This is a genomic window from Streptomyces canus, assembly GCF_030815415.1.
GTDB lineage: Bacteria > Actinomycetota > Actinomycetes > Streptomycetales > Streptomycetaceae > Streptomyces > Streptomyces canus_F.
In genome coordinates, this window is sequence record NZ_JAUSWW010000001.1 from 3,018,304 (window position 1) to 3,040,173 (window position 21,870).

Below are 21,870 nucleotides of genomic sequence, written 5' to 3' on the forward strand. Positions count from 1 at the left end.
ACGGCTACCAGCGCGCGCGTGCCGTACGGCGGCGACTCGCGCCCGGCCCACCCGAACGGGTAACGGCCTGGTTGGATGCGGACATGGACGTGAACGCGGAGTCCGGACTCACGAAGGCGGTCTGGAGCGACGCCGATTTCGAGCAGATGGGGTGGCACGACGTCACCGTGCACGGCATGTACGTGCAGCGGACCGATGACGTGCTGCCGCGCCTGCTGTTCGATCTCGACTACGTCACCCGCTGGGTCCATCCGGTCCCGCCGGAGACGCACTTCAGCTTCTGGATCGCGCCGTCGACGCTCGTCTTCGACGACGTCTGGGATCTCGAAGGGGATCTCGACTTCAAAGGGCTGGGCGTGGACCTGGAACTCGACGCGCTGCACCGGCTGGCGCCCGAGGAGGACCGGCCCGGGTGGAGTGACGCGCCGCTGTGGCACCTGGAGGGGCATGCGTTCGACCTCAGGTTCCGCGCCCCCGGCTTCCGCCAGTACGTCCGGCAGCCGCCCCGGCTCTCGCCCCGCCTCGTCCTGGGCCACGCCGAGCGTGGCGGCTGCTCCTTCGCCGAGACGGCGTTCGAGTAGGGCGAGCGCCGTCACACTCCCGTCGTCTGCGCCCTGCTCACGTCGTACACACCCGGGACGTTCCGCATCGCCCGCATGAGCGCGGGCAGCAGCGCCGCGTCCGGGAGCTGGACCGTGTAGGTGTGGCGGACACGCTGCTGGGTGGGGGGTTCGACGGTCGCCGAGACGATCTCGGCGCCTTCGAGTGCCATGGCCTCGGTGAGGTCGGCGAGCAGATGAGGGCGGCCGAACGATTCGGCGAACAGCGTGACCCGGCACTCGGTGGTGTCGCCCCAGCGCACATCGACCTCCGCGCGCTTCGCGTCCTTCATACGCGCCACCGCGGCGCATCCGACGCGATGCACGGTGACCACTCCCCCGCGCACGGCGAACCCGGTGATGTCGTCGGGCGGTACGGGCGTGCAGCACCCGGCCAGCCGTACGGTCGCGCCGGGCAGGTCGACAAGGACGTCGGCGCTGCCGGGGCGGGCGGCCGGACCGTCCGCGACCGGCGCTTCGGCGGCGGAGCGCGGGGCCGGCTCGCGCTCCTCGACCTCGTGCGGCTCCTCCTGGGAGGGGTGCGTCGCGATCCAGCGCTGGATGGCGATCCGCGCGGCGGGCGTGTGCGCGTGCTCCAGCCACTCCCTTGAAGGCTCGGAGGCCGGGTCCTGGCCCATGAGCAGCTGGACGGTGTCGCCGTCCCGCAGAACGGTGCTGAGCGTCGCCAGCCGGCCGTTGACGCGGGCTCCGATGCACGCGTGCGCGTCCTCGCCGTACTGCTCGTAGGCGGCGTCCACACAGGTCGCCCCCTCGGGGAGGCCGAGTGTGCCGCCGTCGGGCCGGAAGACGGTGATCTCGCGGTCCTGGGCGAGGTCCTCGCGCAGGGTGGACCAGAAGGTGTCCGGGTCGGGTGCGGCCTCCTGCCAGTCGAGGAGGCGGGAGAGCCAGCCGGGGCGTGTGGGGTCCTCGCGCTCGCCGTCTGCGGACTCCTCCGAAGGAGGAGCGTAGGGATTGGCGAGCGCGACGACGCCGGCCTCGGCGACCTTGTGCATCTGGTGGGTGCGGATGAGGACTTCGGCGACCTGGCCGTCACCGCGCGCGACGGCGGTGTGCAGCGACTGGTACAGGTTGAACTTCGGTACGGCGATGAAGTCCTTGAACTCCGAGACGACGGGCGTCAGACAGGTGTGCAGCTCGCCGAGCACGCCGTAACAGTCGGCGTCCTCGTTGACCAGCACCAGTAGCCGGCCGAAGTCGGCGCCGCGCAGCCGACCGCGCTTGCGGGACACGCGGTGCACGGAGACGAAGTGCCGGGGCCGGATGACGACTTCGGCCGGGATGTCCGCGTCGCGCAGGACGCCGCGCACCTCGTCGGCGATCTCCGCGAGGGGGTCGTCGGCGCGGGAGGCGTTGTCGACGATCAACTCCCGTGTGTGCTCGTACTCCTCGGGGTGCAGGATCGCGAAGACCAGGTCTTCCAGTTCGGTCTTGAGCGCCTGCACGCCGAGCCGTTCGGCGAGCGGGATGAGGACGTCGCGGGTGACTTTGGCGATGCGTTCCTGCTTCTCGGGGCGCATCACGCCGAGGGTGCGCATGTTGTGCAGCCGGTCGGCGAGTTTGATCGACATCACACGGACGTCGTTGCCGGTGGCGACGAGCATCTTTCGGAAGGTCTCGGGTTCGGCGGCGGCGCCGTAGTCGACCTTCTCCAGTTTCGTCACACCGTCGACGAGGAAGCGGACCTCCTCGCCGAACTGCTCCCGTACCTGATCGAGTGTCACATCGGTGTCCTCGACGGTGTCGTGGAGCAGGGACGCCGTCAAAGTCGTGGTCTCGGCGCCGAGTTCGGCGAGGATCAGAGTCACGGCGAGCGGATGTGTGATGTACGGCTCACCGCTCTTGCGCATCTGGCCGCGGTGCGAGGACTCGGCCAGGACGTAGGCGCGGCGCAGGATGTCGCGGTCGGCGTCGGGGTGGTGGGCCCGGTGGGCCTCGACGACGTGGCTGATGGCGTCGGGCAGCCGATCGCGGGTCGCGGGGCCGAGCAGGGCGGCGCGGCCCAGACGGCGCAGGTCGATCCGCGCCCGCCAGCGCGCCGCAGGTCCTGTTACCGGACCTGGGGTCGCGGGGTTCGTGGCCTCCGCACTCATGGGCACCTCCGGCTGCGTCAACCGGCGGACGGGGTGCCCCAGGGCGGACACGGCTCAGGGGATGGCATCGGTCCCCCGTCCGGGCCGGTGCTTGATGCTACCGAGCCCACCACGCGCGGCTGACCGCCTCTCGTCGAGCGTGAAACGGATCACCCATTCGAGCGACGATTCCGAGGTTTACGATTTCGCGCCAGCTGACCGGCGATCGTCCGTCGATTCGAACCGCTCCGGCTGCCCGGAGCTGCGGATCCCAGCGACCGGGGCCGCCGGACCCCATGATTCACGCGCTCAGCGGACCGCGTTTTCCAGCCATTCCGGTTCGATCTCACCCTCGGCGACGATCACCGCGGGGCCGGTCATCTCGATCTCGCCGTCGGGCCTCTCGGTGATCACGAGGGTGCCGCCGGGTACGTCGACGGTGTACGTCACCGGCGTCCCGGTCACGGCCGGGTCGGCCCCGTCCCTGCGTGCGGTGGCCACGGCGACGGCGCAGGCGCCCGTGCCGCAGGACCGGGTCTCGCCGGAGCCGCGCTCATGCACGCGCAAGGCGACGTGACGCGGACCACGGTCGACGACGAACTCCACGTTGACCCCGTCCGGGTAGGCGGCGGCCGGGCTGAAGGGCGGCGGGGAGTACAGGTCGCCCGCGTGGGCGAGGTCGTCCACGAAGGCCACGGCATGCGGGTTGCCCATGTTCACGTTCCGCGCGGGCCAGCTGCGCTCGCCGACGCTCACGGTGACGTCCCCTTCGGGGAGCCGGGCCGCGCCCATGCCGACGGTGACGTCACCGTCCTTCGCGAGGTGCACGGTCTTCACACCCCCGCGCGTGGCCACGGCCAGGTCGCCCTCGGTGATGTGCCCGGCGTGCTGGAGGTAGCGCGCGAAGACGCGTACGCCGTTGCCGCACATCTCCGCGACGGAGCCGTCGCCGTTGCGGTAGTCCATGAACCACTCCGCCTCGGCGGCCATGCCCCGCGCCTCCGGGTGGGCGGCGGATCGCACCACGTGCAGCAGACCGTCACCCCCGATGCCGGCGCGGCGGTCGCACAGGGCGGCGACGGCGGCCGGGGGGAGGTCGATGGCGTTCTCGGGGTCCGGGACGATCACGAAGTCGTTCTCGGTGCCGTGACCCTTGAGGAAGGCGATCCGCGTGCTCATTCCTCGATCGTACGGCGTGGGTACGACAGCGGGTCACGGACAGCCGTACGACGTCTGCACGCGTACGTGGTCGTACGTCACGCCACGCGCGCGTGGCGTCAGCGCAGCCGGGCCACGCGGAACACGGCCAGCGCGATCACCGCGGCCACGACCACGACGTACAGCAGCACCATGCGCCAGTCGGGACGCCGTCCGGAGCCCCGCTGCGGCAGCCCGGGCCACGTGTGACCGACCCGGCGGGCGGCCATCATGCCCCACCCCGCCGCACAGGAGCAGATCAGCAGGCCCAGCATGGCGATCACGGCCCCGCTGTCGCCGAAGTCGAAGGCCAGCGGGAAGGCGAACATCAGGGAGCCGACCGCGGCCAGGGTGACGATGGGCGCGAGCTGCCAGATACGCATCCGGCGCTGCGGGCGCAGCTCGACCTCGACCTCCGGGCCGCCCGCGAACATCTCCTCGGGCTCGGGACCGTCGGCGGTCACTCCGCCCTGGGTGTCGTCGGGCCCGTCGGGGCTCAGACTGTCTTCGTCCTGCTCCGCTTCACCGCCGTCGACGGTGAGGGGCTCGGTGCCTTGTGCGGTGTCGCGAGGGCCGGCCTCCATCGCCACGCGCCCTCCCAACTCGGACTCCACTTGGTCGATCGAAGCTCGATGATGGCACGGCGCCGGAGGGCCGGATGACGGCCTGAGCGTCCCGATGCCAGGACGTGATCAGGCTGTGACCGGTCGTTCGACCAACGCCAGCGCGAGCTGCGGAAGTTCTGTGAGATCCGCCGCAGCCCCACTCAACCAGTGCACCCGCGGATCGCGCCTGAACCACGAATCCTGGCGGCGCGCGAAGCGCTTCGTGGCACGGACGGTCTCGTCCCGCGCTTCCGCGAGCGTGCACTCCCCGGCGAGCGCCGCGAGCACCTGCTGATACCCGAGCGCGCGCGATGCCGTACGCCCCTCGCGCAACCCGTGCGCCTCCAGCGCCCGTACCTCGTCCACCAGGCCCGCGTCCCACATCCGGTCGACCCGGCGCGTGATGCGCTCGTCGAGCTCGGGGCGCGCGACGTCGACGCCGATCTGGAGGGTGTCGTAGACGGAGTCGTGGCCGGGGAGGTTGGCGGTGAAAGGCTTGCCGGTGATCTCGATGACCTCCAGGGCCCGGACGATGCGGCGTCCGTTGCTGGGCAGGATCGCCTGGCCGGCCTCGGGGTCGGCGGCGGCCAGACGGGCGTGCAGCGCGCCGGAGCCGCGGAGTGTGAGCTCCTCCTCGAGCCGGGCCCGGACCTCGGGGTCGGTGCCGGGGAACTCGAGGTTGTCCACGGCGCCGCGGACGTACAGGCCGGAGCCGCCGACCAGGATCGGCCAGCGTCCCTCGGCGAGCAGCGCGTCGATGCGCTCGCGCGCGAGTCGCTGGTACTCGGCGACGGAGGCCGTGACGGTCACGTCCCAGATGTCCAGGAGGTGGTGCGGGACGTCATCGCGCTCCTCGGGCGTCAGTTTCGCGGTGCCGATGTCCATCCCTCGGTAGAGCTGCATGGAGTCGGCGTTGACGACCTCGCCGCCGAGACGTCGGGCCAGGAAAACGCCCAGATCGGACTTTCCGGCCGCGGTCGGTCCGACGACGGCGATGACTCGGGGGGCGGGGGGTGCGCTGCTCACCGCCCCAGTCTCGCAAACGTCAGGGCGTGGCCTCGAACGAGTTACGTGACGGCACGCGTGCGGGGTCGTTGCCTGTTGCGAGGTTTTCGCCGCCGGTTTCGAGAGGCGGCGTCCCGGGCGACGCAAATGGACGCACTGGGCAACGCGGGATTTCCCCCGCACAAGTAACGTATGGAGTGGATATGGGCGTTTTCGCACGACTTCTCCGGAGGTCAAAGGCTGCGGAGGAGGCGTCAACCGCCGAGGTGGAGGCCGCCACCCTGACGGCCGAGCCCGAGGCGGAGAAGGCGGCAGAGGCGAAGGAGCCGGCCGAGGCGGACGCCCCGGCCGGGACCGACGCCGGGGACACGGCAGAGCCGACGGCGACGGAGGCCGTCGAGGCCGGTGCCGCCGAAGGCGTCGACATCCCCAAGCAGCAGTCCCCCGAAGAGGCGGCCGACAGCGAGGCCGGCGAGGGCGCCCGCACGTAACTGCCCCGCGCGGGAAGGTGAACGATGGGTCTCCTGGACAATTTGAAAGCCAAGCTCAGCCCGGCCAAGGACAAGGTCTCCGGCCTCGCACAGCAGCACGGGGACAAGCGTGCAGCACGGTCTCGACAAGGCCGCGAAGGTCGTCGACGAGAAGACCAAGGGCAAGTACAGCGACAAGATCCAGACGGGCACGGGCAAGGCCAAGAACGCCATGGACCGACTCGCGCACAAGGACGACGGAACGGGCGGCGGCACGACCACGCCCCCGTCCTCACCGCCGCCTGCTTCCTGAACGGCACACCGACGGACGGCCGCGGGGCACAGCGCCTGGCGGCCGTCCGCCGTTTCACACGGCCCGCACTCGCCTCACCACCGGGCCGGTCCCGACGAGGCCGGTCACGACCAGGTCGCGACCACGTACCCCACGCCGTACGGCGCGTCGTCGTACAGCAGCCGGCCATCGAGGCCCGCCCCCTCGGCGGCGCCCGCCAGGACCTGCCAGGGGGCCCGCCCGGACACCTTGAGCTCGTGCGCCAGCTCGGCGTCCAGCGCTTCGAGGGCCGCCACGTCCGCCGCCCCCAGCGCACGCGCGACCTCCGCGTCGAAGGGCGCCGCGCGCTCGTCGAGGTAGCCGGGTGACTTGAGCGTGCGGCAGGCGCTGGCGTCTCCCATCACCAGCAGCGCCACGCGCTCGGCCCGCGCGGCGATTTCCCTTCCGACTTCAATACACCGCTCGGCGGCCAGAGGTTCCCCCACGCCGAGTCCCTCGATCGGGGCGTCCGCCCAACCGGTGCGTTCCAGCAGCCACGCGGCCACGGCGAGGGAGGGCGGAAGCAGGCGCCCGGACGCCCCGCCCTTGTCCGCGCCCAGCCTGACGTCGAGCTGCACACCGAAGCCGCGGAAGGACCCCGCCGTGCCCTCCGGATGTGTACCGCGCCCGCTCTGCTCGGCGGGTCCGAGGACCACCAGCAGATCGGGCCGGGCGGCGGCGAGCACCCCGAGCGCGTCCGTGCACGCGGTCCGGGCCGCGTCCAGCTCGGGCGCGGCGCCCGCGGCGACCTCGGGCACGAGGAGCGGCGGACAGGGGCAGACGGCGGCGGCGACAAGCATGATCGGCAGCCTACTGCGGTCCCCGGGAGGGCCGAGGACGGCACCGCCGGATCACGGGGCCTCCGTACTCCACACCCGCTCGGCGAGGTAGTACCGCAGGCGGTATCTGCCCAGGCCGCCCTTGATCTCCACGTAGTACGTGTCGTCGTCCACCCGGAACACCTCGCGGCGGCGCTGTTGCAGTCCATCGGCGAACTTGTGCGCACACGCCGTCTCGTACAGCCTGCTGCGGGCCTCCTCCCGGTTGCCCTCGAAACGCTCGATCGCCCGGAGGCTGTCCGCGCGCTCCTCGACGATCACCCCATGCACCATGCGTCCCCCTGTGCGCTCCGGTCAGTCGACGGCACAGCCTCCGGTGACCGCAGGCAGCGGTTCCGGAACGCCGATCTTCGGCAGCCCCAGCAGCACGCCCGCCGGCTTCGCCGCCTCGGCGGCGTTCCGCTTCTCCCAGGCGTCGCCCGCGCGCGTGCGGCGGACCTTCAGGACCTCGCCCTCGGCGAGGAGGTGGTGCGGGGCGGCGTAGGTGATCTCGACCGTGACGACGTCGCCGGGGCGGACCTCGTCGTCCGGCTTGGTGAAGTGGACCAGGCGGTTGTCGGGGGCACGGCCGGAGAGGCGGTGGGTGGTGCCGTCCTTGCGGCCCTCGCCCTCGGCGACCATGAGGTCGAGGGTGCGGCCGACCTGCTTCTTGTTCTCCTCCCAGGAGATCTCCTCCTGGAGGGCGACGAGACGCTCGTAGCGCGCCTGCACGACCTCCTTGGGGATCTGCCCGTCCATGGTCGCCGCGGGGGTTCCGGGACGCTTGGAGTACTGGAAGGTGAAGGCGTTCGTGAAGCGGGCCTCGCGGACCGCGTGCATGGTCTGCTCGAAGTCCTCCTCGGTCTCGCCGGGGAAGCCCACGATGATGTCGGTCGAGATCGCGGCGTCCGGCATGGCGGCACGCACCTTCTCGATGATCCCGAGGAAACGCTCCTGCCGGTACGAGCGGCGCATCGCCTTCAGGATCGTGTCCGAGCCGGACTGCATCGGCATGTGGAGCTGCGGCATCACGTTCGGCGTCTCGGCCATGGCCGCGATCACGTCGTCGGTGAAGTCGCGCGGGTGCGGGGACGTGAAGCGCACGCGCTCCAGGCCCTCGATCTTCCCGCAGGCCCGCAGCAGCTTGCTGAACGCCTCGCGGTCGCCGATGTCGGAGCCGTATGCGTTGACGTTCTGCCCGAGCAGCGTGATCTCGGAGACGCCCTCGCCGACCAGGGCCTCGATCTCGGCGAGGATGTCGCCGGTACGGCGGTCCTTCTCCTTGCCGCGCAGCGCGGGGACGATGCAGAAGGTGCAGGTGTTGTTGCAGCCGACGGAGATCGACACCCACGCCGCGTACGCGCTCTCGCGCCGGGTGGGCAGCGTGGACGGGAACGCCTCGAGGGACTCGGCGATCTCGACCTGCGCCTCTTCCTGGACGCGCGCACGTTCCAGCAGGACGGGCAGCTTGCCGATGTTGTGGGTGCCGAAGACGACGTCCACCCAGGGCGCCTTCTTCACGATGGTGTCGCGGTCCTTCTGCGCCAGACAGCCGCCGACCGCGATCTGCATCCCGGGGCGCTTGGTTTTCATGGGGGCGAGGCGGCCGAGGTTGCCGTACAGCCGGTTGTCGGCGTTCTCGCGCACCGCGCAGGTGTTGAAGACGACGACGTCCGCGTCGCCGTCGGAACCCTCCGGCGCCTTCACGTAACCCGCGTCTTCGAGCAGCCCGGACAATCGCTCGGAATCGTGGACGTTCATCTGGCACCCGTAGGTGCGTACTTCGTAGGTCTTGGAAGAGGAGACGTCCACTGCCTGGCTCCGGTCGATGCTGCTCATGTGACAAGGGTAGGCGGTGCCGGAAGCGGCTCCGGTCGCCCTGTGGACAACCGGGGTCTAGGGCTCGATCAGCCCGGCTCGTATCGCGTACCGCGTGAGTTCCAGGCGGTCCCGCATGCCCAGCTTCTGGAGCAGGTTCGCCCGATGGCGTTCGACCGTCTTCGCGCTGATGAACAGCATCTCGCCGATCTCCTTGGACGTGTGCCCCTCGGCGACGAGCTTGAGGATCTCCTCCTCGCGTTCGGTGACGGCCCGCTCGGGCAGGGAGTCGCCGCGATGGAGGCGGTCCAGGTAGGAGCGGACGAGGGCGCGTTCGGCGCCCGGGTAGAAGAACGGCCGGTCGCGAACGGCCGCGCGGCACGCCTCGACCAGATCGCGGTCGGCGACGGACTTGAGGACGTAGCCGCTGGCCCCGGCCTTGAGGGCCTCGAAGAAGTACTGCTCGTTGTCGTACATGGTCAGGATGAGAATGCGCAGGTCGGGCAGGCGGCGGGAGAGCTCGCGGGCCGCCTGGAGGCCCGTCATCCGGGGCATGGCGATGTCCAGGACGGCCAGATCGACGTCACGCGCGCGTGCCAGCTCGACCGCCTCCGCCCCGTCGCCGGCCTCGGCGACGACCGTGAGATCGGCCTCACCGTCGAGGATGAGACGGACTCCGCGTCGTACGAGGGTGTGGTCGTCGACGAGCAGCACGCGGACCGGGGTGCGGGGTGCCCGGGGAGTCATCGGTGCCCTCCGACGCGCAGGCGTACGTCCGTGCCCCCGCCGGGCGCCCCGGCGACCGTGAGCTCCGCTCCTATCAGCAGCGCCCGCTCGCGCATGCCCCGTATCCCGGCCCCTTCCGTGGCCTCCCCCAGGCCCCGGCCGTTGTCGCGGACGAGCAGTTCGACACCGCCGTCGATCTGCTGGAGGCGGACCTCTGCGTGGTCGGCGGCGGCGTGCCGGGCGGTGTTGGTGAGGCCCTCCTGGGCCACCCGGTAGAGCACGAGTTCCGACTCCTCGGTCAGGGGCGGCAGTCCGCCGGGGACGTGGTGGCGCACGGTCAGTCCATAGGCGCTGAACTCACCGGCGAGCGAGCGCAGGGCGCTGCCCAGGCCGAGTTCCTCCAGGACGCCGGGGCGTAGCCGACGGGCGATGAAGCGGATCTCGTCGAGCCCCGCGCGCGTGGCCTCCTGTGCCTGGGCCACCTCCTCGCGCAGCCCCTCGGGTGCCCGGTCGGCGACCCTCTTGAGCTGGAGGAGGACCCGCGGTCAGGGTCTGACCGACCTCGTCGTGCAGCTCACGCGCGATCCGGTGACGCTCCCGCTCCTGCGCGGACAGGGCCCGGCCCGCGCCGGCGGCGCGCTCGGCCTCCAGCCGGTCGAGCATCGTGTTGTACGTCGTGATGAGCTCGGCCGCTTCGGCGGGACCGGCGACATCCGCGCGGGCGCCGGGCCGCAGCAGGTCAGCGGTGGACATGGCCCGGCCGAGCCGCTTGAGCGGGGCGAGGCCCACCCGCAGGACCAGGGCGTTGGCGACCAACAGCAGGGCGAGGCCGACGAGGACGACCAGGGCCTCGGCCTGTCTGATCGGCGTCGACACGGTGACCGGGCCCAGCAGCAGCGCGGCAGCCACGACCAGGCCGGCGGCGTTGAGCGAGAAGATCCGCCAGAACAGTGACACCTGCGTGTTCTCGCCTTCCTCGCCCCTGTCGCATGGCCCTTCCGTGGCCAGCTTCGCCGCCTGGCGCCGGTCGCGCATATCCGTGGCAACACCCATGTCGCCACGGTACGGCCGATGGCAGCATGCGGACTCGGCACCCACGATCACGCTTGGTACACAGGCTCAGCACAAGGGGAGAAACGTGTCTGCACCGCGCCTGAGGGCGACGCCGCTGCCGGGGATCGGGGTCCAGTACGACCTCGTGACGCGCGAACACCGCCATCTGTCCGTGGTGGCGCACCGCGACGGTGCCCGGACGGTGAGCCTGTACCGGGCCGACGACCCCGACTCCTGTGCCCAGTCGCTGCGGCTGACCGGTGCGGAAGCGGGCTCGCTGATCGACGCGCTGATGCCGTCCCACCACAGCGCGAGCCTGCTCCACACCACGGATCTGGGGCTGGTCGCCGAGCGGATCGAGGTGGCCGCGACCTCACGCTGGAACGGGCGGGTGCTGGGCGAGACCCGGATGCGCACGGACACGGGCGCGTCCGTCGTGGCGGTGCTGCGCCGGGCCGAGGCGATTCCCTCGCCGGCGCCGGACTTCCGGCTGGTGGGCGGCGACACGCTGATCGTCGTCGGTACGCGTGAGGGCGTCGACGCCGCCGCGGCGATACTCGGGCGGGAGTGAACCGGTGCACTCCGCGGTCCTGCTCGTCGAGTTCGGTTCCATCATTCTCGGCCTCGGCCTGCTCGGCCGGTTCGCCGCCAGGTTCCGGCTCTCCCCCATCCCGCTCTACCTCCTCGCCGGTCTCGCCTTCGGGAAGGGCGGGCTGCTGCCGCTGGGCGCGAGCGAGGAGTTCGTCTCCATCGGCGCCGAGATCGGCGTCATCCTGCTGTTGCTGATGCTCGGCCTGGAGTACTCGGCAGGCGATCTCGTCACCAACCTCAAGGCGCACTATCCGTCCGGACTGGTCGACTGTGCGCTGAACGCCGTGCCGGGTGCGGCGGCCGCGCTGCTGCTGGGCTGGGGCCCGGTGGCCGCCGTGGTCCTCGCGGGTGTCACCTGGATCTCGTCGTCCGGCGTCATCGCGAAGGTGCTCGGCGATCTGGGCCGGGTGGGCAACCGGGAGACGCCGGTGATCCTCAGCGTGCTGGTCCTGGAGGATCTGGCGATGGCGGTGTACCTGCCGATCGTCACCGCGCTGGTGGCCGGAGCCGGACTGCTGGCCGGGAGCCTGACGCTGGCCATCGCGCTGGGCGCGGCGGGGCTCGTGCTGTTCGTGGCGGTCCGCTACGGGCGGCTGATCTCCCGGTTCGTGTCGAGCGACGATCCGGAGAAGCTGCTCCTTGTGGTGCTCGGGCTGACGATCCTGGTCGCGGGCGTGGCCCAGCAGCTGCAGGTGTCGGCGGCGGTCGGCGCCTTCCTGGTCGGCATCGCGCTGCCCGGGGAGGTCGCGGAGGGGGCACACACCCTGCTGAGCCCGCTGCGGGACCTGTTCGCCGCCGTGTTCTTCGTCTTCTTCGGGCTGCACACCGACCCGGCGAGCATCCCGCCCGTGCTGCTGCCCGCCCTGGCGCTGGCCGTGCTCACCGCGGCGACGAAGATCGCCACGGGTTACTGGGCCGCCCGGCGGGCGGGGATCTCCGTCAAGGGCCGCTGGCGTACGGGCGGCGCGCTGGTCGCCCGCGGCGAGTTCTCGATCGTCATCGCCGGCCTCGCGGTGAGCGCCGGCATCGAACCGTCGCTGGGCCCGCTGGCCACGGCGTACGTCCTGATCCTGGTCGTCCTCGGCCCGCTGACCGCGCGCTACACGGAGCCGCTGGCGTCCTGGTGGACACGACGCTCCGGAGAGCGCCGGACGGTACGGGAGGACGCGTCCACAGTGGCGGAGGCATCGGTGGCGGACTGAGGGACGGCGTGGGGTGCGTGGCACCAGCCCCATCCGTCCGACAAGCCTCCGCCCTCTCAGGCAACCCCCTCCGGAGCCCACCCCTGTCTCCGCAGCACGCCCGACACATCCGGTGCCTCGTAGTGCTCACCCTTGAGGACCTTGCCGTCGGCCCGGCGGGCGACATGGCCGTCGGGACCCAGCTTGGTCATGTTGGAGCGGTGGATCTCGGCGATCACCGCGTCGAGGTCGATGCCATGGACGAGGGCCGTGCCATAGGCGACGTAGACCACGTCGGCGAGTTCGTGCGCGAGCCGGTCGAGCGGGCCCTCGACGGCTACCTCGGCGACCTCGGCGGCCTCCTCCGCGAGCAGCTCGCCGCGGTGGGCGGCCAGCTCCGGCGACACCGCGGTCGGCGTACTACGGGCGTCCAGCCCGAAGGCGAGGTGGAACTGACGGACCAGGTCGGCGGGCGATGAACTCATACGGCGACTCTATCGATCACCACTGACAGTCCGGCGGGCCTCTGCCGACCCCGACGGACGCCACCGGCACACACCGCCCGGCAGCCCACGCGGATGCCCCTGTGGCGCCCGCCCTGGTCAGCACGGCGTCCCTGCTGGCAGGATCGCGCGCATGTCCAAGGTGTTCCCCCGTATGAGCAGGAACCGGGCGCTGCAGGGTGCGGCCGCCGGTTTCGTGGTCTTCGGGCTGCTGCTGTGGTGGCTGCTGCCGGGCGAGGAGCCGCCGGGCGGAGCGATCTCCTTCGCCACCGGCTCGCGCGGCGGGGTGTACGAGGAGTACGGCAAGGACCTGAGCGACGAGTTCGCCAAGGACATGCCCGACCTCAAGGTGGACCTGGAGACCAGCGCCGGGTCGCAGGACAACGTCGCGCGCGTGGCGTCCGGCGAGGCCGACTTCGCCATCGCGGCCGCCGACGCGGTGGAGTCGTTCGCGATCGACCATCCGGTCGAGGCCGCCCGGCTGCGCGGTGTCGCACGCCTGTACGACGACTATGTACAGCTCGTCGTCCCGCGGAACTCGGCCATCGACTCCGTGGCCGACCTGAGGGGCAAGCGGGTCGCCATAGGGCTGAAGACGTCGGGCGTGCGGCTGATCGCCACCCGGGTGCTGAACGCGGAGGGCATCGACCCGGTCAAGGACATCAAGCCGTTCTCGTACGGCATCAAGGACGTCGACCAGCTCGGCCACACCATCGACGCGTTCTTCTGGTCGGGCGGACTGCCGACGAACGGACTGAAGGCGCTCGCCGAGACGTCCTCGTTCAAGTTCGTCCCGATCAAGGCCGACTTCGTCACCAAACTCCACACCCAGAGCGCCGCCAACCGCTACTACCGGCCCACCAACATCCCGGAGGCGGCCTACGACGGCCAGGACGCGTACGCCGTGCCGACCATCGCCGTGTCCAACCTGCTGATCACCCGCGAGGACCTGGACCCGCGGCTCACCGAGTGGCTGACCCGGACCGTGATCCGCAGCCGGGACCACATCGGCAGCGAGGTGCACTCCGCACAGCTGGTCGACCTGCGCACCGCGATCTACACCTCTCCCCTGCCGCTGCACGAGGGCGCACGGCGCTACTACCGCTCCGTCAAGCCGTAGCACTGCGGGGCACCGTCACCGTCACCTTCAGGCCGTGCGGCTCGTGATGGTCGTACGAGATCGTGCCGCCGCCCGCGTGCAGCAAGGTCCGCGAGATGGACAGACCGAGGCCGGAGCCCTTGATGTTCTGGTGGCGGTTGCTGCGCCAGAAGCGGTCGCCGATGCGGGCGAGTTCCTCGGCGGTCAGACCGGGGCCGTTGTCGGTGACGACGACGGTCGCCGTCTCGCCGTTGGAGGAGACCGCCACCTCGACGCACTCGTCCTCGGGCGTGAACTTGACCGCGTTGTCGATGACCGCGTCCAGCGCGCTGGACAGGGTGACCGGGTCGGCCCAGCCGGTGGTGGGCGGGCAGTCGCCCACCAGGCGTACGCCCTTGGCCTCGGCGGTCGGAGCCCATGCCGCCACGCGCTCGGCGGCCAGCGCGCCGATGTCGGTGATGCGCAGATGCGCGTCCGTGTGCTCGGCCAGGGCCAGGTCCAGCAGGTCGTCCAGGACCTGGGCGAGACGCTTGCCCTCCGTCTGGACCGAGGCGATCTCCTTGTTGCCCTCCGGGAGTTCGAAGGCGAGCAGTTCGATGCGCAGCAGCAGCGCGGCGAGGGGGTTGCGCAGCTGGTGCGAGGCGTCGGCGACGAAGGCGCGCTGCTGCTCCAGGACGTCCTCGACGTTGTCCGCCATCTCGTTGAACGACCGGGCCAGTCGCTGGAGTTCCGGCGGCCCGCCGGCGGCCGCGACCCTCGACTTCAGGCGGCCGCTCGCGATCGCGTGCGTCGTGGCGTCGAGGACGCGCACCGGCCTGAGCACCCACCCGGTCAGCCGCAGGGCGGCGCCGACGGCCACCAGCATCGCGGCCATCAGGCCCGCGCCGATGACCAGCCAGCCGTGCAGAATGCGCGAACGCATCTCCCCCGTGGGTGAGTCGGTGACGACGACAGCGATGACGTCACCGTCCCGGATGACCGGGGAGGCGACCACGAGCCGCCCCTGCTGCCAGGGAAAGACCTGCGGCGGATCCTCGCTGCGTCGGCTGAGCAGCGCCTCGTCGAACGCGGTCCGCACCTCGCCCGTCTCGGGGATGAACAAGGTCATGGGAGCGTTGGCCATGATGCTCTTGTTCTGGTAGAAGACGCCGACGCGGATGCGGTAGACCTCGTAGTAGCTGTCGAGTTCGCTCTGCAGCGTCTTCTGGCGCTCGCCGCCCTCGCCGGTGACGTACTGGGCGAGGGCCGCGAAGTGCGCGGTGTCGTCGATCCGGTCGACGACCACTTTCTGCTGCTGGGCCGCGGCCACGCTGAAGCCGAGCGGGATGCCGAGCGCCAGCAGCACGGCCGCCATCAGGACGATCAGCAGCGGGAGGAGTCGTGTGCGCACCCGGGCCCGCTACGAGGACGGGGCGACGAGCCGGTAGCCGACGCCGCGTACGGTCTCGATGAGGGCCGGCATGCGCAGCTTGGCGCGCAGGGAGGCCACGTGGACTTCGAGAGTGCGCCCGGTCCCCTCCCAACTGGTGCGCCACACCTCGCTGATGATCTGCTCCCGGCGGAAGACGACTCCGGGGCGCTGGGCCAGCAGGGCGAGCAGGTCGAACTCCTTGCGGGTCAGTTGGACGACCGAACCGTCCACACTGACCTGACGGGTCGGCAGCTCGATACGGACCGGGCCGAGGTGCAGCGCGGCCTCGGCTTCGGCCGCGGGGTCCTCGTGGGCGGTGCGACGGCTGACGGCGTGGATCCGGGCGAGCAGTTCTCCGGTGTCGTACGGCTTCACGACGTAGTCGTCGGCGCCGAGGTTGAGGCCGTGGATGCGGGAACGGACGTCGGAGCGGGCGGTGACCATGATCACCGGGGTGCTGGTGCGCTTGCGGATCTTGCCGCAGACCTCGTATCCGTCCTGGTCCGGCAGGCCCAGGTCGAGGAGGACGACTCCGAAGCCGGCGCCTTCCGGGACGAGTGCCTGGAGGGCTTCCTCGCCACTGCGCGCGTGGGTGACGTCGAAACCGTGCCGCGCCAGAACCGCGGACAGAGCGGCGGCGACGTGATTGTCGTCCTCTACGAGGAGCAGTCTCATCCGGGCCTCCTTCGGTTCATCGGCCGTACGATCTAAATGAGGACAAAAGTGCGATTTAGTGGTGTACAAAAACGCGTGCACGCGCGCGCGTGCACTTTGTGAAGTCACGCCGATGGAAGAGGACGACGTCAAGTGGGTTCCGGTTGCGAGCCGCTTCCGTTACCCGGCCGATATGCGCCCTGCTCACAACTGCTACGACACGTGTCCGATTGCTATCGGATCGTGATGCTCAGATTCCCCTCAAAGGTAATGACGCAGGTCGCGTGGGGTCACTAGTGTCCTCCGAAACCGAGGAGGACGGAGCCCGATAGCGATGACCGAAGTATCGGTGGCCAAGGAAGATGTGGCCGCGACCGGAGAACTGGTCGTCCTGAAGAGCGTCAACAAGCACTTTGGCGCGTTGCATGTTCTCCAGGACATCGATCTGACGATCGCCCGCGGCGAGGTCGTCGTGGTCATCGGGCCCTCCGGGTCCGGGAAGTCCACCCTGTGCCGCACCATCAACCGCCTGGAGACGATCGACTCCGGCGCGATCTCCATCGACGGCAAGCCCCTGCCCGCGGAGGGCAAGGCGCTGGCCAAGCTGCGCGCCGACGTCGGGATGGTCTTCCAGTCCTTCAACCTGTTCGCGCACAAGACCGTGCTCGAGAACGTGATGCTCGGCCAGATCAAGGTCCGCAAGGCGGACAAGAAGCAGGCCGAGGAGAAGGCTCGCACCCTGCTCGACCGGGTCGGCGTGACGAGCCAGGCGGACAAGTACCCCGCACAGCTCTCCGGCGGCCAGCAGCAGCGTGTCGCCATCGCCCGGGCCCTGGCCATGGACCCCAAGGTCATGCTCTTCGACGAGCCCACCTCGGCGCTCGACCCCGAGATGATCAACGAGGTCCTCGAGGTCATGCAGCAGCTCGCCCGGGACGGTATGACCATGATCGTCGTCACCCATGAGATGGGATTCGCCCGTTCGGCCGCGAACCGGGTGGTGTTCATGGCGGACGGCCGCATCGTCGAGGAGGCTGTGCCGGACCAGTTCTTCAGCGCCCCGCGCAGCGACCGTGCCAAGGACTTCCTGTCCAAGATCCTGCACCACTGACAGCGCGTCACGACCTGCGTCACCCGCCTCGACGGCTCGCATCTCCCATCACACAAAGGATGTTCACCATGAAGCTCCGCAAGGTCACCGCCGCGGCGGCCGTTGCGCTCGTCCTCTCTCTGACCGCGACCGCGTGCGGTGGGGACGACGGCGACAGCGACAGCACCGACTCGGGCTCCAGCGGCGGCGGCAAGATCAAGGTCGGCATCAAGTACGACCAGCCCGGTCTGGGCCTCAAGGAGCCCGACGGTTCCTTCTCCGGCTTCGACGTGGACGTCGCGACGTACGTGGCCAAGGAGCTCGGCTACAAGCCGGACCAGATCGAGTTCGTGGAGACGAAGAGCGCCGACCGTGAGAACGCGCTCGCCCGTGGTGACGTGAAGTTCATCGCGGCCACCTACTCGATCACCGACGAGCGCAAGGCGAAGGTCGACTTCGGCGGGCCGTACCTGCTGGCCCACCAGGACCTGCTCGTCAAGGCGGACTCGGACATCACCGAGGCCACCGACCTCAATGGCAAGAACCTGTGCTCGGTGACCGGCTCCACGTCGGCGCAGAACGTCAAGGACGACTTCGCCCCGAAGGCCAACCTGAAGACGGTCAGCGGCTACTCCGAGTGCATCTCCGCCCTCCAGAACGGCACCGTGGACGCGCTCACCACGGACGACTCGATCCTCGCCGGCTTCGCCGCGCAGTCGCAGTACAAGGGCAAGTTCAAGCTCGCCGGCCTCAAGCTGAGCAACGAGAACTACGGCATCGGTGTCAAGAAGGGCGACACCGCGACCGTGGACAAGATCAACAAGGCGCTCGAGAAGATGGTCAGCAGCGGCGCGTGGGAGACCGCCGTCAAGGACAACTTCGGCCCGGCCAACTACAAGAACGAGCCCGCCCCGAAGATCGGCGTGATCGTCAAGTAACGCAGGGATCCACTGGCGCGCCGCCGCCCGCAGCGATCAGGGCGGCGGCGCGCCGCGCCCCTCCACGTACCCCAGACACCCGGAAGCGCGGGAGATCGTGTTCGACTTTCTTGATGGTTACGACGTCCTAGGGGCGTTCTGGATGACGGTGAAACTCACCGCCATCTCCGCCCTCGGCTCCCTGATCTGGGGCACCTTGCTGGCCGCGATGCGGGTCAGCCCGGTCCCGCTGATGCGCGGGTTCGGCACCGCCTACGTGAACATCGTCCGGAACACCCCCCTGACGGTGATCATCGTCTTCACCTCGCTCGGTCTCGCCGACACCTTCGGCGTGACCATGGGCTCCAAGGACTTCGACGTCCAGGGCTTCCGGCTGGCGATCCTCGGCTTCGTCGTCTACACCGCGGCCTTCGTCTGCGAGGCGATCCGCTCCGGCATCAACACCGTGCCCGTCGGACAGGCCGAGGCGGCGCGTGCCATCGGGCTGAGCTTCAGCCAGGTCCTGCGCCTCATCGTCCTGCCGCAGGCGTTCCGTTCGGTCATCGGCCCGCTGGCCAACGTACTGATCGCCCTGACCAAGAACACGACCGTGGCGGCCGCGATCGGTGTGGCCGAGGCCGCCGCCCTGATGAAGACAATGATCGAGAACGAAGCCCAGACGCTCGCCATCGGCGCCGTCTTCGCCTTCGGGTTCGTGGTCCTGACCCTGCCGACCGGCCTCTTCCTCGGGTGGCTGAGCAAGCGACTGGCGGTGAAGCGATGAGCTCCGTTCTGTACGACACTCCCGGGCCCCGCGCCAAGCGGCGCAACATCCTCTTCTCAGTGCTCTTCTTCGTCCTGCTCGCCCTCCTCCTGTGGTGGGTCTGGCAGGTCATGGACGACAAGAACCAGTGGGACTGGGCCCTGTGGGAGCCGTTCACCACCGAGCAGGCGTGGACGACCTACCTGTTGCCAGGCCTCGGCGACACCCTGAAGGCCGCCGCGATCTCCATGGTGATCGCCCTTCCGCTGGGCGCGGTTTTCGGCATCGCCCGCCTGTCCGACCACCTCTGGGTACGCGCCGTGGCCGGCACGGTGGTCGAGTTCTTCCGGTCCATCCCGGTGCTGCTGCTGATGCTGTTCGCCTTCTACTTCTACTACCGGTCCACGGACATCAGCAGCGAACAGCGGCCGCTGTACGCGGTCGTCACCGGCCTGGTGCTCTACAACGCGTCCGTCCTCGCCGAGATCGTCCGGGCCGGCATCCTCTCCCTGCCCAAGGGCCAGACGGAAGCGGCCTACGCGGTCGGCCTGCGCAAGGGCCAGACGATGTCCAGCATCCTGCTGCCGCAGGCCGTCACCGCGATGCTGCCGGCCATCGTCAGTCAGCTCGTCGTCATCGTGAAGGACACCGCGCTGGGCGGCGTGATGCTCGGCTTCACCGAACTGCTCAACTCGCGCCAGACGCTGGCCGCCAACTACGCCAACAACATCCCCAGCTTCATCGTGGTCGCGGCCATCTTCATCCTCCTGAACTTCCTTCTCACCACCTTCGCGAGCTGGCTGGAGAAGCGGCTGCGGCGCAGCAAGAAGAGCACGGGCGCGGTTCTCGGCGAGGATACGGAGATCAATCCCGGCGCGATCCGCGGCACTCTCGGCACCGGCGAGAACACCGGCGGCGGAATCTGATGATCAGTCAAGATGCTTGAGTGACACGGCCGCAGAGCCGTGACCAGTGCGGAGGCAGTGGCGTGATCGCCACTGCCTCCGTCACTTGACGCAAGCACCGGCAATGGGTTGCATACGTTCTGTGATCGTGCACCCTGCTCCAACCTCCTGTTCACACACGTCTCTCGGGACGCCCTCGCGGGCAGGGGGCGCCGCGTCGTGGACCCGGTGATCATCGTCGGAGCGGGGCCTGTCGGGCTCACGCTCGCCCTTGCGCTGGCCCGTCAGGACGTGCCGTCCGTGGTCCTCGACGAGGGTCCCGGCAAGGACGAACCGCGTCCCGCTCGCACCGTCGTTCTGCGCGAGGACACCGCCGCCCTGATGGAGCGCCTGAGTGGCGTCCCGCTCTCCGAGGCCGGTTGCCACTGGGCCGGATGGCGGTCGTTGCGCCGCAAGCAGGTGATGCGCGAGGTCACCTTCGACGACGTGGAGCCGGCGCCGCTGCACATCGCCCAGCACGAGCTGACCGGCGCCCTGCGCGCGGCCTGCGCCGAGGAGCGGCTGGTCAAGGTCTCCGTGGACAGCCGTCTCGACACCGTCGAGCAGGAGCCCTCCGGCGTCACCGCCCACACCCGCGGCCCCAGCGGCACGTGGTGGCGCGGCAGTCACCTGGTCGGCTGCGACGGCCCCCGCTCGACGGTCCGCAAACTCCTCGACATCCGTTTCCCCGGCCGTACGGCGGTGGAGCGGCACGCCGTCGCCGCGCTGCGCACGGAACTTCCGTGGGAGGACGAGGCGTTGCTCCATCGGATGCCTCCGTGGCGGACGTCCGGACCCTCGGCCGGGGAGGTCACCGGACGGCCCCTCCCGGACGGCGTCTGGCGCCTCGACTGGCTGCTGCCGCCCGGCAAGGAGCTGGTCACCCCCGAGCTCCTGGTGGCCCGGATCCGGGAGACCCTCGCCGGCTGGACGGGCGGCCCGACACCGCCGTACGAACTCCTCGACACCGGCGTGCACACCGTGCACCACCGTCTCGCGCGCCGCTGGCGGGTCGGACGGGTGTTCCTCGCCGGGGACGCGGCACATCTGCTCGGCGCGCTCGGCACACAGGGGCTCGACGAGGGGCTCAGGGACGCCGACAACCTCGCCTGGAAGCTGGCCCTGGCCTGGCATCACGGGCCGCACGAGGCGCTGCTCGACAGCTACCAGGCCGAGCGGCGCGCGGTCGTCGCCGCCCGGCTGCGCGCCGCCGACCAGGCCCTGCCGCTGGTGCGCGGCGGCGGAGGGCTGCGGGCCGTCGTCCCGGGTTCCGCGCGCGGACACGACGCGCTCCTCACGGACGGTCACCTGGGGCGCGGGACACTCGGTGCGCCGGGGGCGTACGCCACCTCGCCGCTCGCGCCGCGGCATCTGGAGGCGGAGGTCCCGGTGGACACCGCTCCGGGCGCGCCGGTCGCCGATGTCCGGGTCACCGCCGAGGACGGTTCCTTCGTAGGACTGCGGGACCGGCTCGGTCGTGGGGCGCTGCTCGTGGTGCTGATCGCGCCGGGCACCGGGGTGTGGGAGCGCAGGCACTGGGTGGGCGCCGGGCTCATGCCCCGCCTCGCCGCCGCGGTGGCGGCGCTGCCGCATCCGGCCGAGCTGCTGGTCGCGGAGGGCTACCCGGGCGCGGCCGCCCACACGGTGCTGCTGGTACGGCCCGACGGTCACCTGGTGACCGCGCTGAACGGCGTGCGGCCGGCCGATCTCTACGCGGCCGCCGAGGCGACACTGGGCGGGCCGGCGAAGACGGAGGCGGGAGCGGGGGCGCGCTGACGGCTCCGGGAGCTCGTACGGGAGCGGAATCCGGCTCGCGTCGACGGGGCCGGACAGCTCGGGCCGCGGTGGTCGCGGAGTCGAGTCCGAGTGGTGCGGATGGCTCGGCCCGAGGTCACGGGCCGGGCCACGCCGTGCGTGACTGCCGCACGCACCGTCACCGTGAGGTCCACATCGTGACAGTGAGTTGACCGGCCTGCACCATCATGGTGTACTCCGGATCGTGACC

The 21,870-nt window shown here is 70.4% G+C and carries 21 protein-coding genes and 2 pseudogenes; 11 read left to right on the plus strand and 12 right to left on the minus strand.

What is annotated here, in order from left to right:
• Positions 1–83 precede the first annotated feature (83 nt).
• Positions 84–581 (plus strand): hypothetical protein, encoded by a 498-nt coding sequence (locus QF037_RS13780; RefSeq protein ID WP_307025059.1) that lies wholly within the window; start codon positions 84–86, stop codon positions 579–581.
• Between the two features lie 11 nt (positions 582–592).
• On the opposite strand, the gene QF037_RS13785 is transcribed toward QF037_RS13780, so the two are convergent.
• The 4 genes from QF037_RS13785 to miaA form a co-directional block, all read right to left on the minus strand.
• Entirely contained in the window at positions 593–2,710 is a 2,118-nt protein-coding gene (locus QF037_RS13785; RefSeq protein ID WP_307025061.1) for a RelA/SpoT family protein, read from the minus strand.
• Between the two features lie 288 nt (positions 2,711–2,998).
• The gene (gene dapF / locus QF037_RS13790) at positions 2,999–3,868 is read right to left on the minus strand and encodes a diaminopimelate epimerase (RefSeq protein WP_307025063.1); all 870 of its coding nucleotides are present in this window, start codon (positions 3,866–3,868) and stop codon (positions 2,999–3,001) included.
• Positions 3,869–3,966: 98 nt separating this feature from the next.
• A complete protein-coding gene (locus tag QF037_RS13795; protein ID WP_307037155.1) occupies positions 3,967–4,470 on the minus strand; it encodes a hypothetical protein in 504 nt (167 codons plus the stop codon).
• 108 nt (positions 4,471–4,578) lie between these two features.
• Positions 4,579–5,517, minus strand: a complete 939-nt coding sequence (gene miaA / locus QF037_RS13800; protein ID WP_307025065.1) for a tRNA (adenosine(37)-N6)-dimethylallyltransferase MiaA — start codon at positions 5,515–5,517, stop codon at positions 4,579–4,581.
• Positions 5,518–5,699: 182 nt separating this feature from the next.
• Here miaA and QF037_RS13805 point away from each other — a divergent pair, with 182 nt between their 5' ends.
• Both QF037_RS13805 and QF037_RS13810 read left to right on the plus strand, forming a co-directional pair.
• On the plus strand, positions 5,700–5,987 hold the full coding sequence (locus tag QF037_RS13805; RefSeq protein ID WP_307025067.1) for a hypothetical protein: 288 nt from the start codon (positions 5,700–5,702) through the stop codon (positions 5,985–5,987).
• A gap of 24 nt (positions 5,988–6,011) precedes the next feature.
• Positions 6,012–6,279, plus strand: a pseudogene (locus QF037_RS13810) (antitoxin).
• A 104-nt stretch (positions 6,280–6,383) separates the two neighbouring features.
• Here the strand turns inward: QF037_RS13810 and QF037_RS13815 are convergent.
• From QF037_RS13815 to QF037_RS13835, 5 genes and pseudogenes are all read right to left on the minus strand, one after another.
• Positions 6,384–7,097 carry a class III extradiol dioxygenase subunit B-like domain-containing protein gene (locus QF037_RS13815; protein WP_307025069.1) on the minus strand — a complete coding sequence of 238 codons (714 nt, stop codon included), beginning with the start codon at positions 7,095–7,097 and terminating at the stop codon, positions 6,384–6,386.
• 51 nt (positions 7,098–7,148) lie between these two features.
• Positions 7,149–7,409 carry a hypothetical protein gene (locus QF037_RS13820; RefSeq protein ID WP_307025071.1) on the minus strand — a complete coding sequence of 87 codons (261 nt, stop codon included), beginning with the start codon at positions 7,407–7,409 and terminating at the stop codon, positions 7,149–7,151.
• 21 nt (positions 7,410–7,430) lie between these two features.
• A complete protein-coding gene (gene miaB, locus QF037_RS13825; RefSeq protein ID WP_307025073.1) occupies positions 7,431–8,954 on the minus strand; it encodes a tRNA (N6-isopentenyl adenosine(37)-C2)-methylthiotransferase MiaB in 1,524 nt (507 codons plus the stop codon).
• 57 nt (positions 8,955–9,011) lie between these two features.
• Positions 9,012–9,680: a response regulator gene (locus QF037_RS13830; protein ID WP_307025075.1), complete on the minus strand. Its 669-nt coding sequence runs from the start codon at positions 9,678–9,680 to the stop codon at positions 9,012–9,014.
• Positions 9,677–10,616: pseudogene (locus QF037_RS13835) on the minus strand (sensor histidine kinase). Before QF037_RS13835 ends, QF037_RS13830 begins: the two are co-directional and overlap by 4 nt.
• Positions 10,617–10,797: 181 nt before the next feature.
• On the opposite strand from QF037_RS13835, the gene QF037_RS13840 reads away from it, so the two are divergent.
• Positions 10,798–11,283, plus strand: a complete 486-nt coding sequence (locus QF037_RS13840) for a cation:proton antiporter regulatory subunit (RefSeq protein ID WP_307025077.1) — start codon at positions 10,798–10,800, stop codon at positions 11,281–11,283.
• A 4-nt stretch (positions 11,284–11,287) separates the two neighbouring features.
• A complete protein-coding gene (locus tag QF037_RS13845) occupies positions 11,288–12,505 on the plus strand; it encodes a cation:proton antiporter (protein ID WP_307025079.1) in 1,218 nt (405 codons plus the stop codon).
• Positions 12,506–12,561: 56 nt separating this feature from the next.
• On the opposite strand, the gene QF037_RS13850 is transcribed toward QF037_RS13845, so the two are convergent.
• Positions 12,562–12,969 carry a MazG nucleotide pyrophosphohydrolase domain-containing protein gene (locus QF037_RS13850; RefSeq protein WP_307025081.1) on the minus strand — a complete coding sequence of 136 codons (408 nt, stop codon included), beginning with the start codon at positions 12,967–12,969 and terminating at the stop codon, positions 12,562–12,564.
• 151 nt (positions 12,970–13,120) lie between these two features.
• Here QF037_RS13850 and QF037_RS13855 point away from each other — a divergent pair, with 151 nt between their 5' ends.
• A complete protein-coding gene (locus QF037_RS13855) occupies positions 13,121–14,107 on the plus strand; it encodes a TAXI family TRAP transporter solute-binding subunit (RefSeq protein ID WP_307025084.1) in 987 nt (328 codons plus the stop codon).
• Here the strand turns inward: QF037_RS13855 and QF037_RS13860 are convergent.
• Positions 14,097–15,476, minus strand: a complete 1,380-nt coding sequence (locus tag QF037_RS13860; protein WP_307025086.1) for a sensor histidine kinase — start codon at positions 15,474–15,476, stop codon at positions 14,097–14,099. The genes QF037_RS13855 and QF037_RS13860 overlap by 11 nt on opposite strands.
• Before the next feature lie 9 nt (positions 15,477–15,485).
• The gene (locus QF037_RS13865) at positions 15,486–16,172 is read right to left on the minus strand and encodes a response regulator transcription factor (protein ID WP_046257015.1); all 687 of its coding nucleotides are present in this window, start codon (positions 16,170–16,172) and stop codon (positions 15,486–15,488) included.
• Between the two features lie 313 nt (positions 16,173–16,485).
• Between QF037_RS13865 and QF037_RS13870 the strand changes: the two genes are divergently transcribed.
• The 5 genes from QF037_RS13870 (at position 16,486) to QF037_RS13890 (ending at position 21,641) form a co-directional block, all read left to right on the plus strand.
• The gene (locus QF037_RS13870; RefSeq protein WP_307025088.1) at positions 16,486–17,262 is read left to right on the plus strand and encodes an amino acid ABC transporter ATP-binding protein; all 777 of its coding nucleotides are present in this window, start codon (positions 16,486–16,488) and stop codon (positions 17,260–17,262) included.
• 68 nt (positions 17,263–17,330) lie between these two features.
• Positions 17,331–18,179 (plus strand): glutamate ABC transporter substrate-binding protein, encoded by an 849-nt coding sequence (locus QF037_RS13875; RefSeq protein ID WP_307025090.1) that lies wholly within the window; start codon positions 17,331–17,333, stop codon positions 18,177–18,179.
• Between the two features lie 97 nt (positions 18,180–18,276).
• A complete protein-coding gene (locus tag QF037_RS13880) occupies positions 18,277–18,942 on the plus strand; it encodes an amino acid ABC transporter permease (RefSeq protein ID WP_307025092.1) in 666 nt (221 codons plus the stop codon).
• Positions 18,939–19,847, plus strand: coding sequence for an amino acid ABC transporter permease (locus QF037_RS13885; RefSeq protein ID WP_307025094.1), 909 nt, complete (start codon positions 18,939–18,941; stop codon positions 19,845–19,847). The genes QF037_RS13880 and QF037_RS13885 overlap by 4 nt, the downstream gene beginning before the upstream one ends.
• Positions 19,848–20,045: 198 nt before the next feature.
• Positions 20,046–21,641: an FAD-dependent monooxygenase gene (locus QF037_RS13890; RefSeq protein WP_307025096.1), complete on the plus strand. Its 1,596-nt coding sequence runs from the start codon at positions 20,046–20,048 to the stop codon at positions 21,639–21,641.
• The last annotated feature ends 229 nt before the right edge of the window (positions 21,642–21,870 follow it).

Coding starts and splice junctions, on each gene's coding strand:
- QF037_RS13780 (WP_307025059.1), top strand. CDS start 84: ATGGACGTGAACGCGGAGTCCGGACTCACGAAGGCGGTCTGGAGCGAC.
- QF037_RS13785 (WP_307025061.1), bottom strand. CDS start 2,710: ATGAGTGCGGAGGCCACGAACCCCGCGACCCCAGGTCCGGTAACAGGA.
- dapF (WP_307025063.1), bottom strand. CDS start 3,868: ATGAGCACGCGGATCGCCTTCCTCAAGGGTCACGGCACCGAGAACGAC.
- QF037_RS13795 (WP_307037155.1), bottom strand. CDS start 4,470: ATGGAGGCCGGCCCTCGCGACACCGCACAAGGCACCGAGCCCCTCACC.
- QF037_RS13805 (WP_307025067.1), top strand. CDS start 5,700: ATGGGCGTTTTCGCACGACTTCTCCGGAGGTCAAAGGCTGCGGAGGAG.
- QF037_RS13815 (WP_307025069.1), bottom strand. CDS start 7,097: ATGCTTGTCGCCGCCGCCGTCTGCCCCTGTCCGCCGCTCCTCGTGCCC.
- QF037_RS13820 (WP_307025071.1), bottom strand. CDS start 7,409: ATGGTGCATGGGGTGATCGTCGAGGAGCGCGCGGACAGCCTCCGGGCG.
- miaB (WP_307025073.1), bottom strand. CDS start 8,954: ATGAGCAGCATCGACCGGAGCCAGGCAGTGGACGTCTCCTCTTCCAAG.
- QF037_RS13830 (WP_307025075.1), bottom strand. CDS start 9,680: ATGACTCCCCGGGCACCCCGCACCCCGGTCCGCGTGCTGCTCGTCGAC.
- QF037_RS13850 (WP_307025081.1), bottom strand. CDS start 12,969: ATGAGTTCATCGCCCGCCGACCTGGTCCGTCAGTTCCACCTCGCCTTC.
- QF037_RS13855 (WP_307025084.1), top strand. CDS start 13,121: ATGTCCAAGGTGTTCCCCCGTATGAGCAGGAACCGGGCGCTGCAGGGT.
- QF037_RS13865 (WP_046257015.1), bottom strand. CDS start 16,172: ATGAGACTGCTCCTCGTAGAGGACGACAATCACGTCGCCGCCGCTCTG.
- QF037_RS13870 (WP_307025088.1), top strand. CDS start 16,486: ATGACCGAAGTATCGGTGGCCAAGGAAGATGTGGCCGCGACCGGAGAA.
- QF037_RS13875 (WP_307025090.1), top strand. CDS start 17,331: ATGAAGCTCCGCAAGGTCACCGCCGCGGCGGCCGTTGCGCTCGTCCTC.
- QF037_RS13885 (WP_307025094.1), top strand. CDS start 18,939: ATGAGCTCCGTTCTGTACGACACTCCCGGGCCCCGCGCCAAGCGGCGC.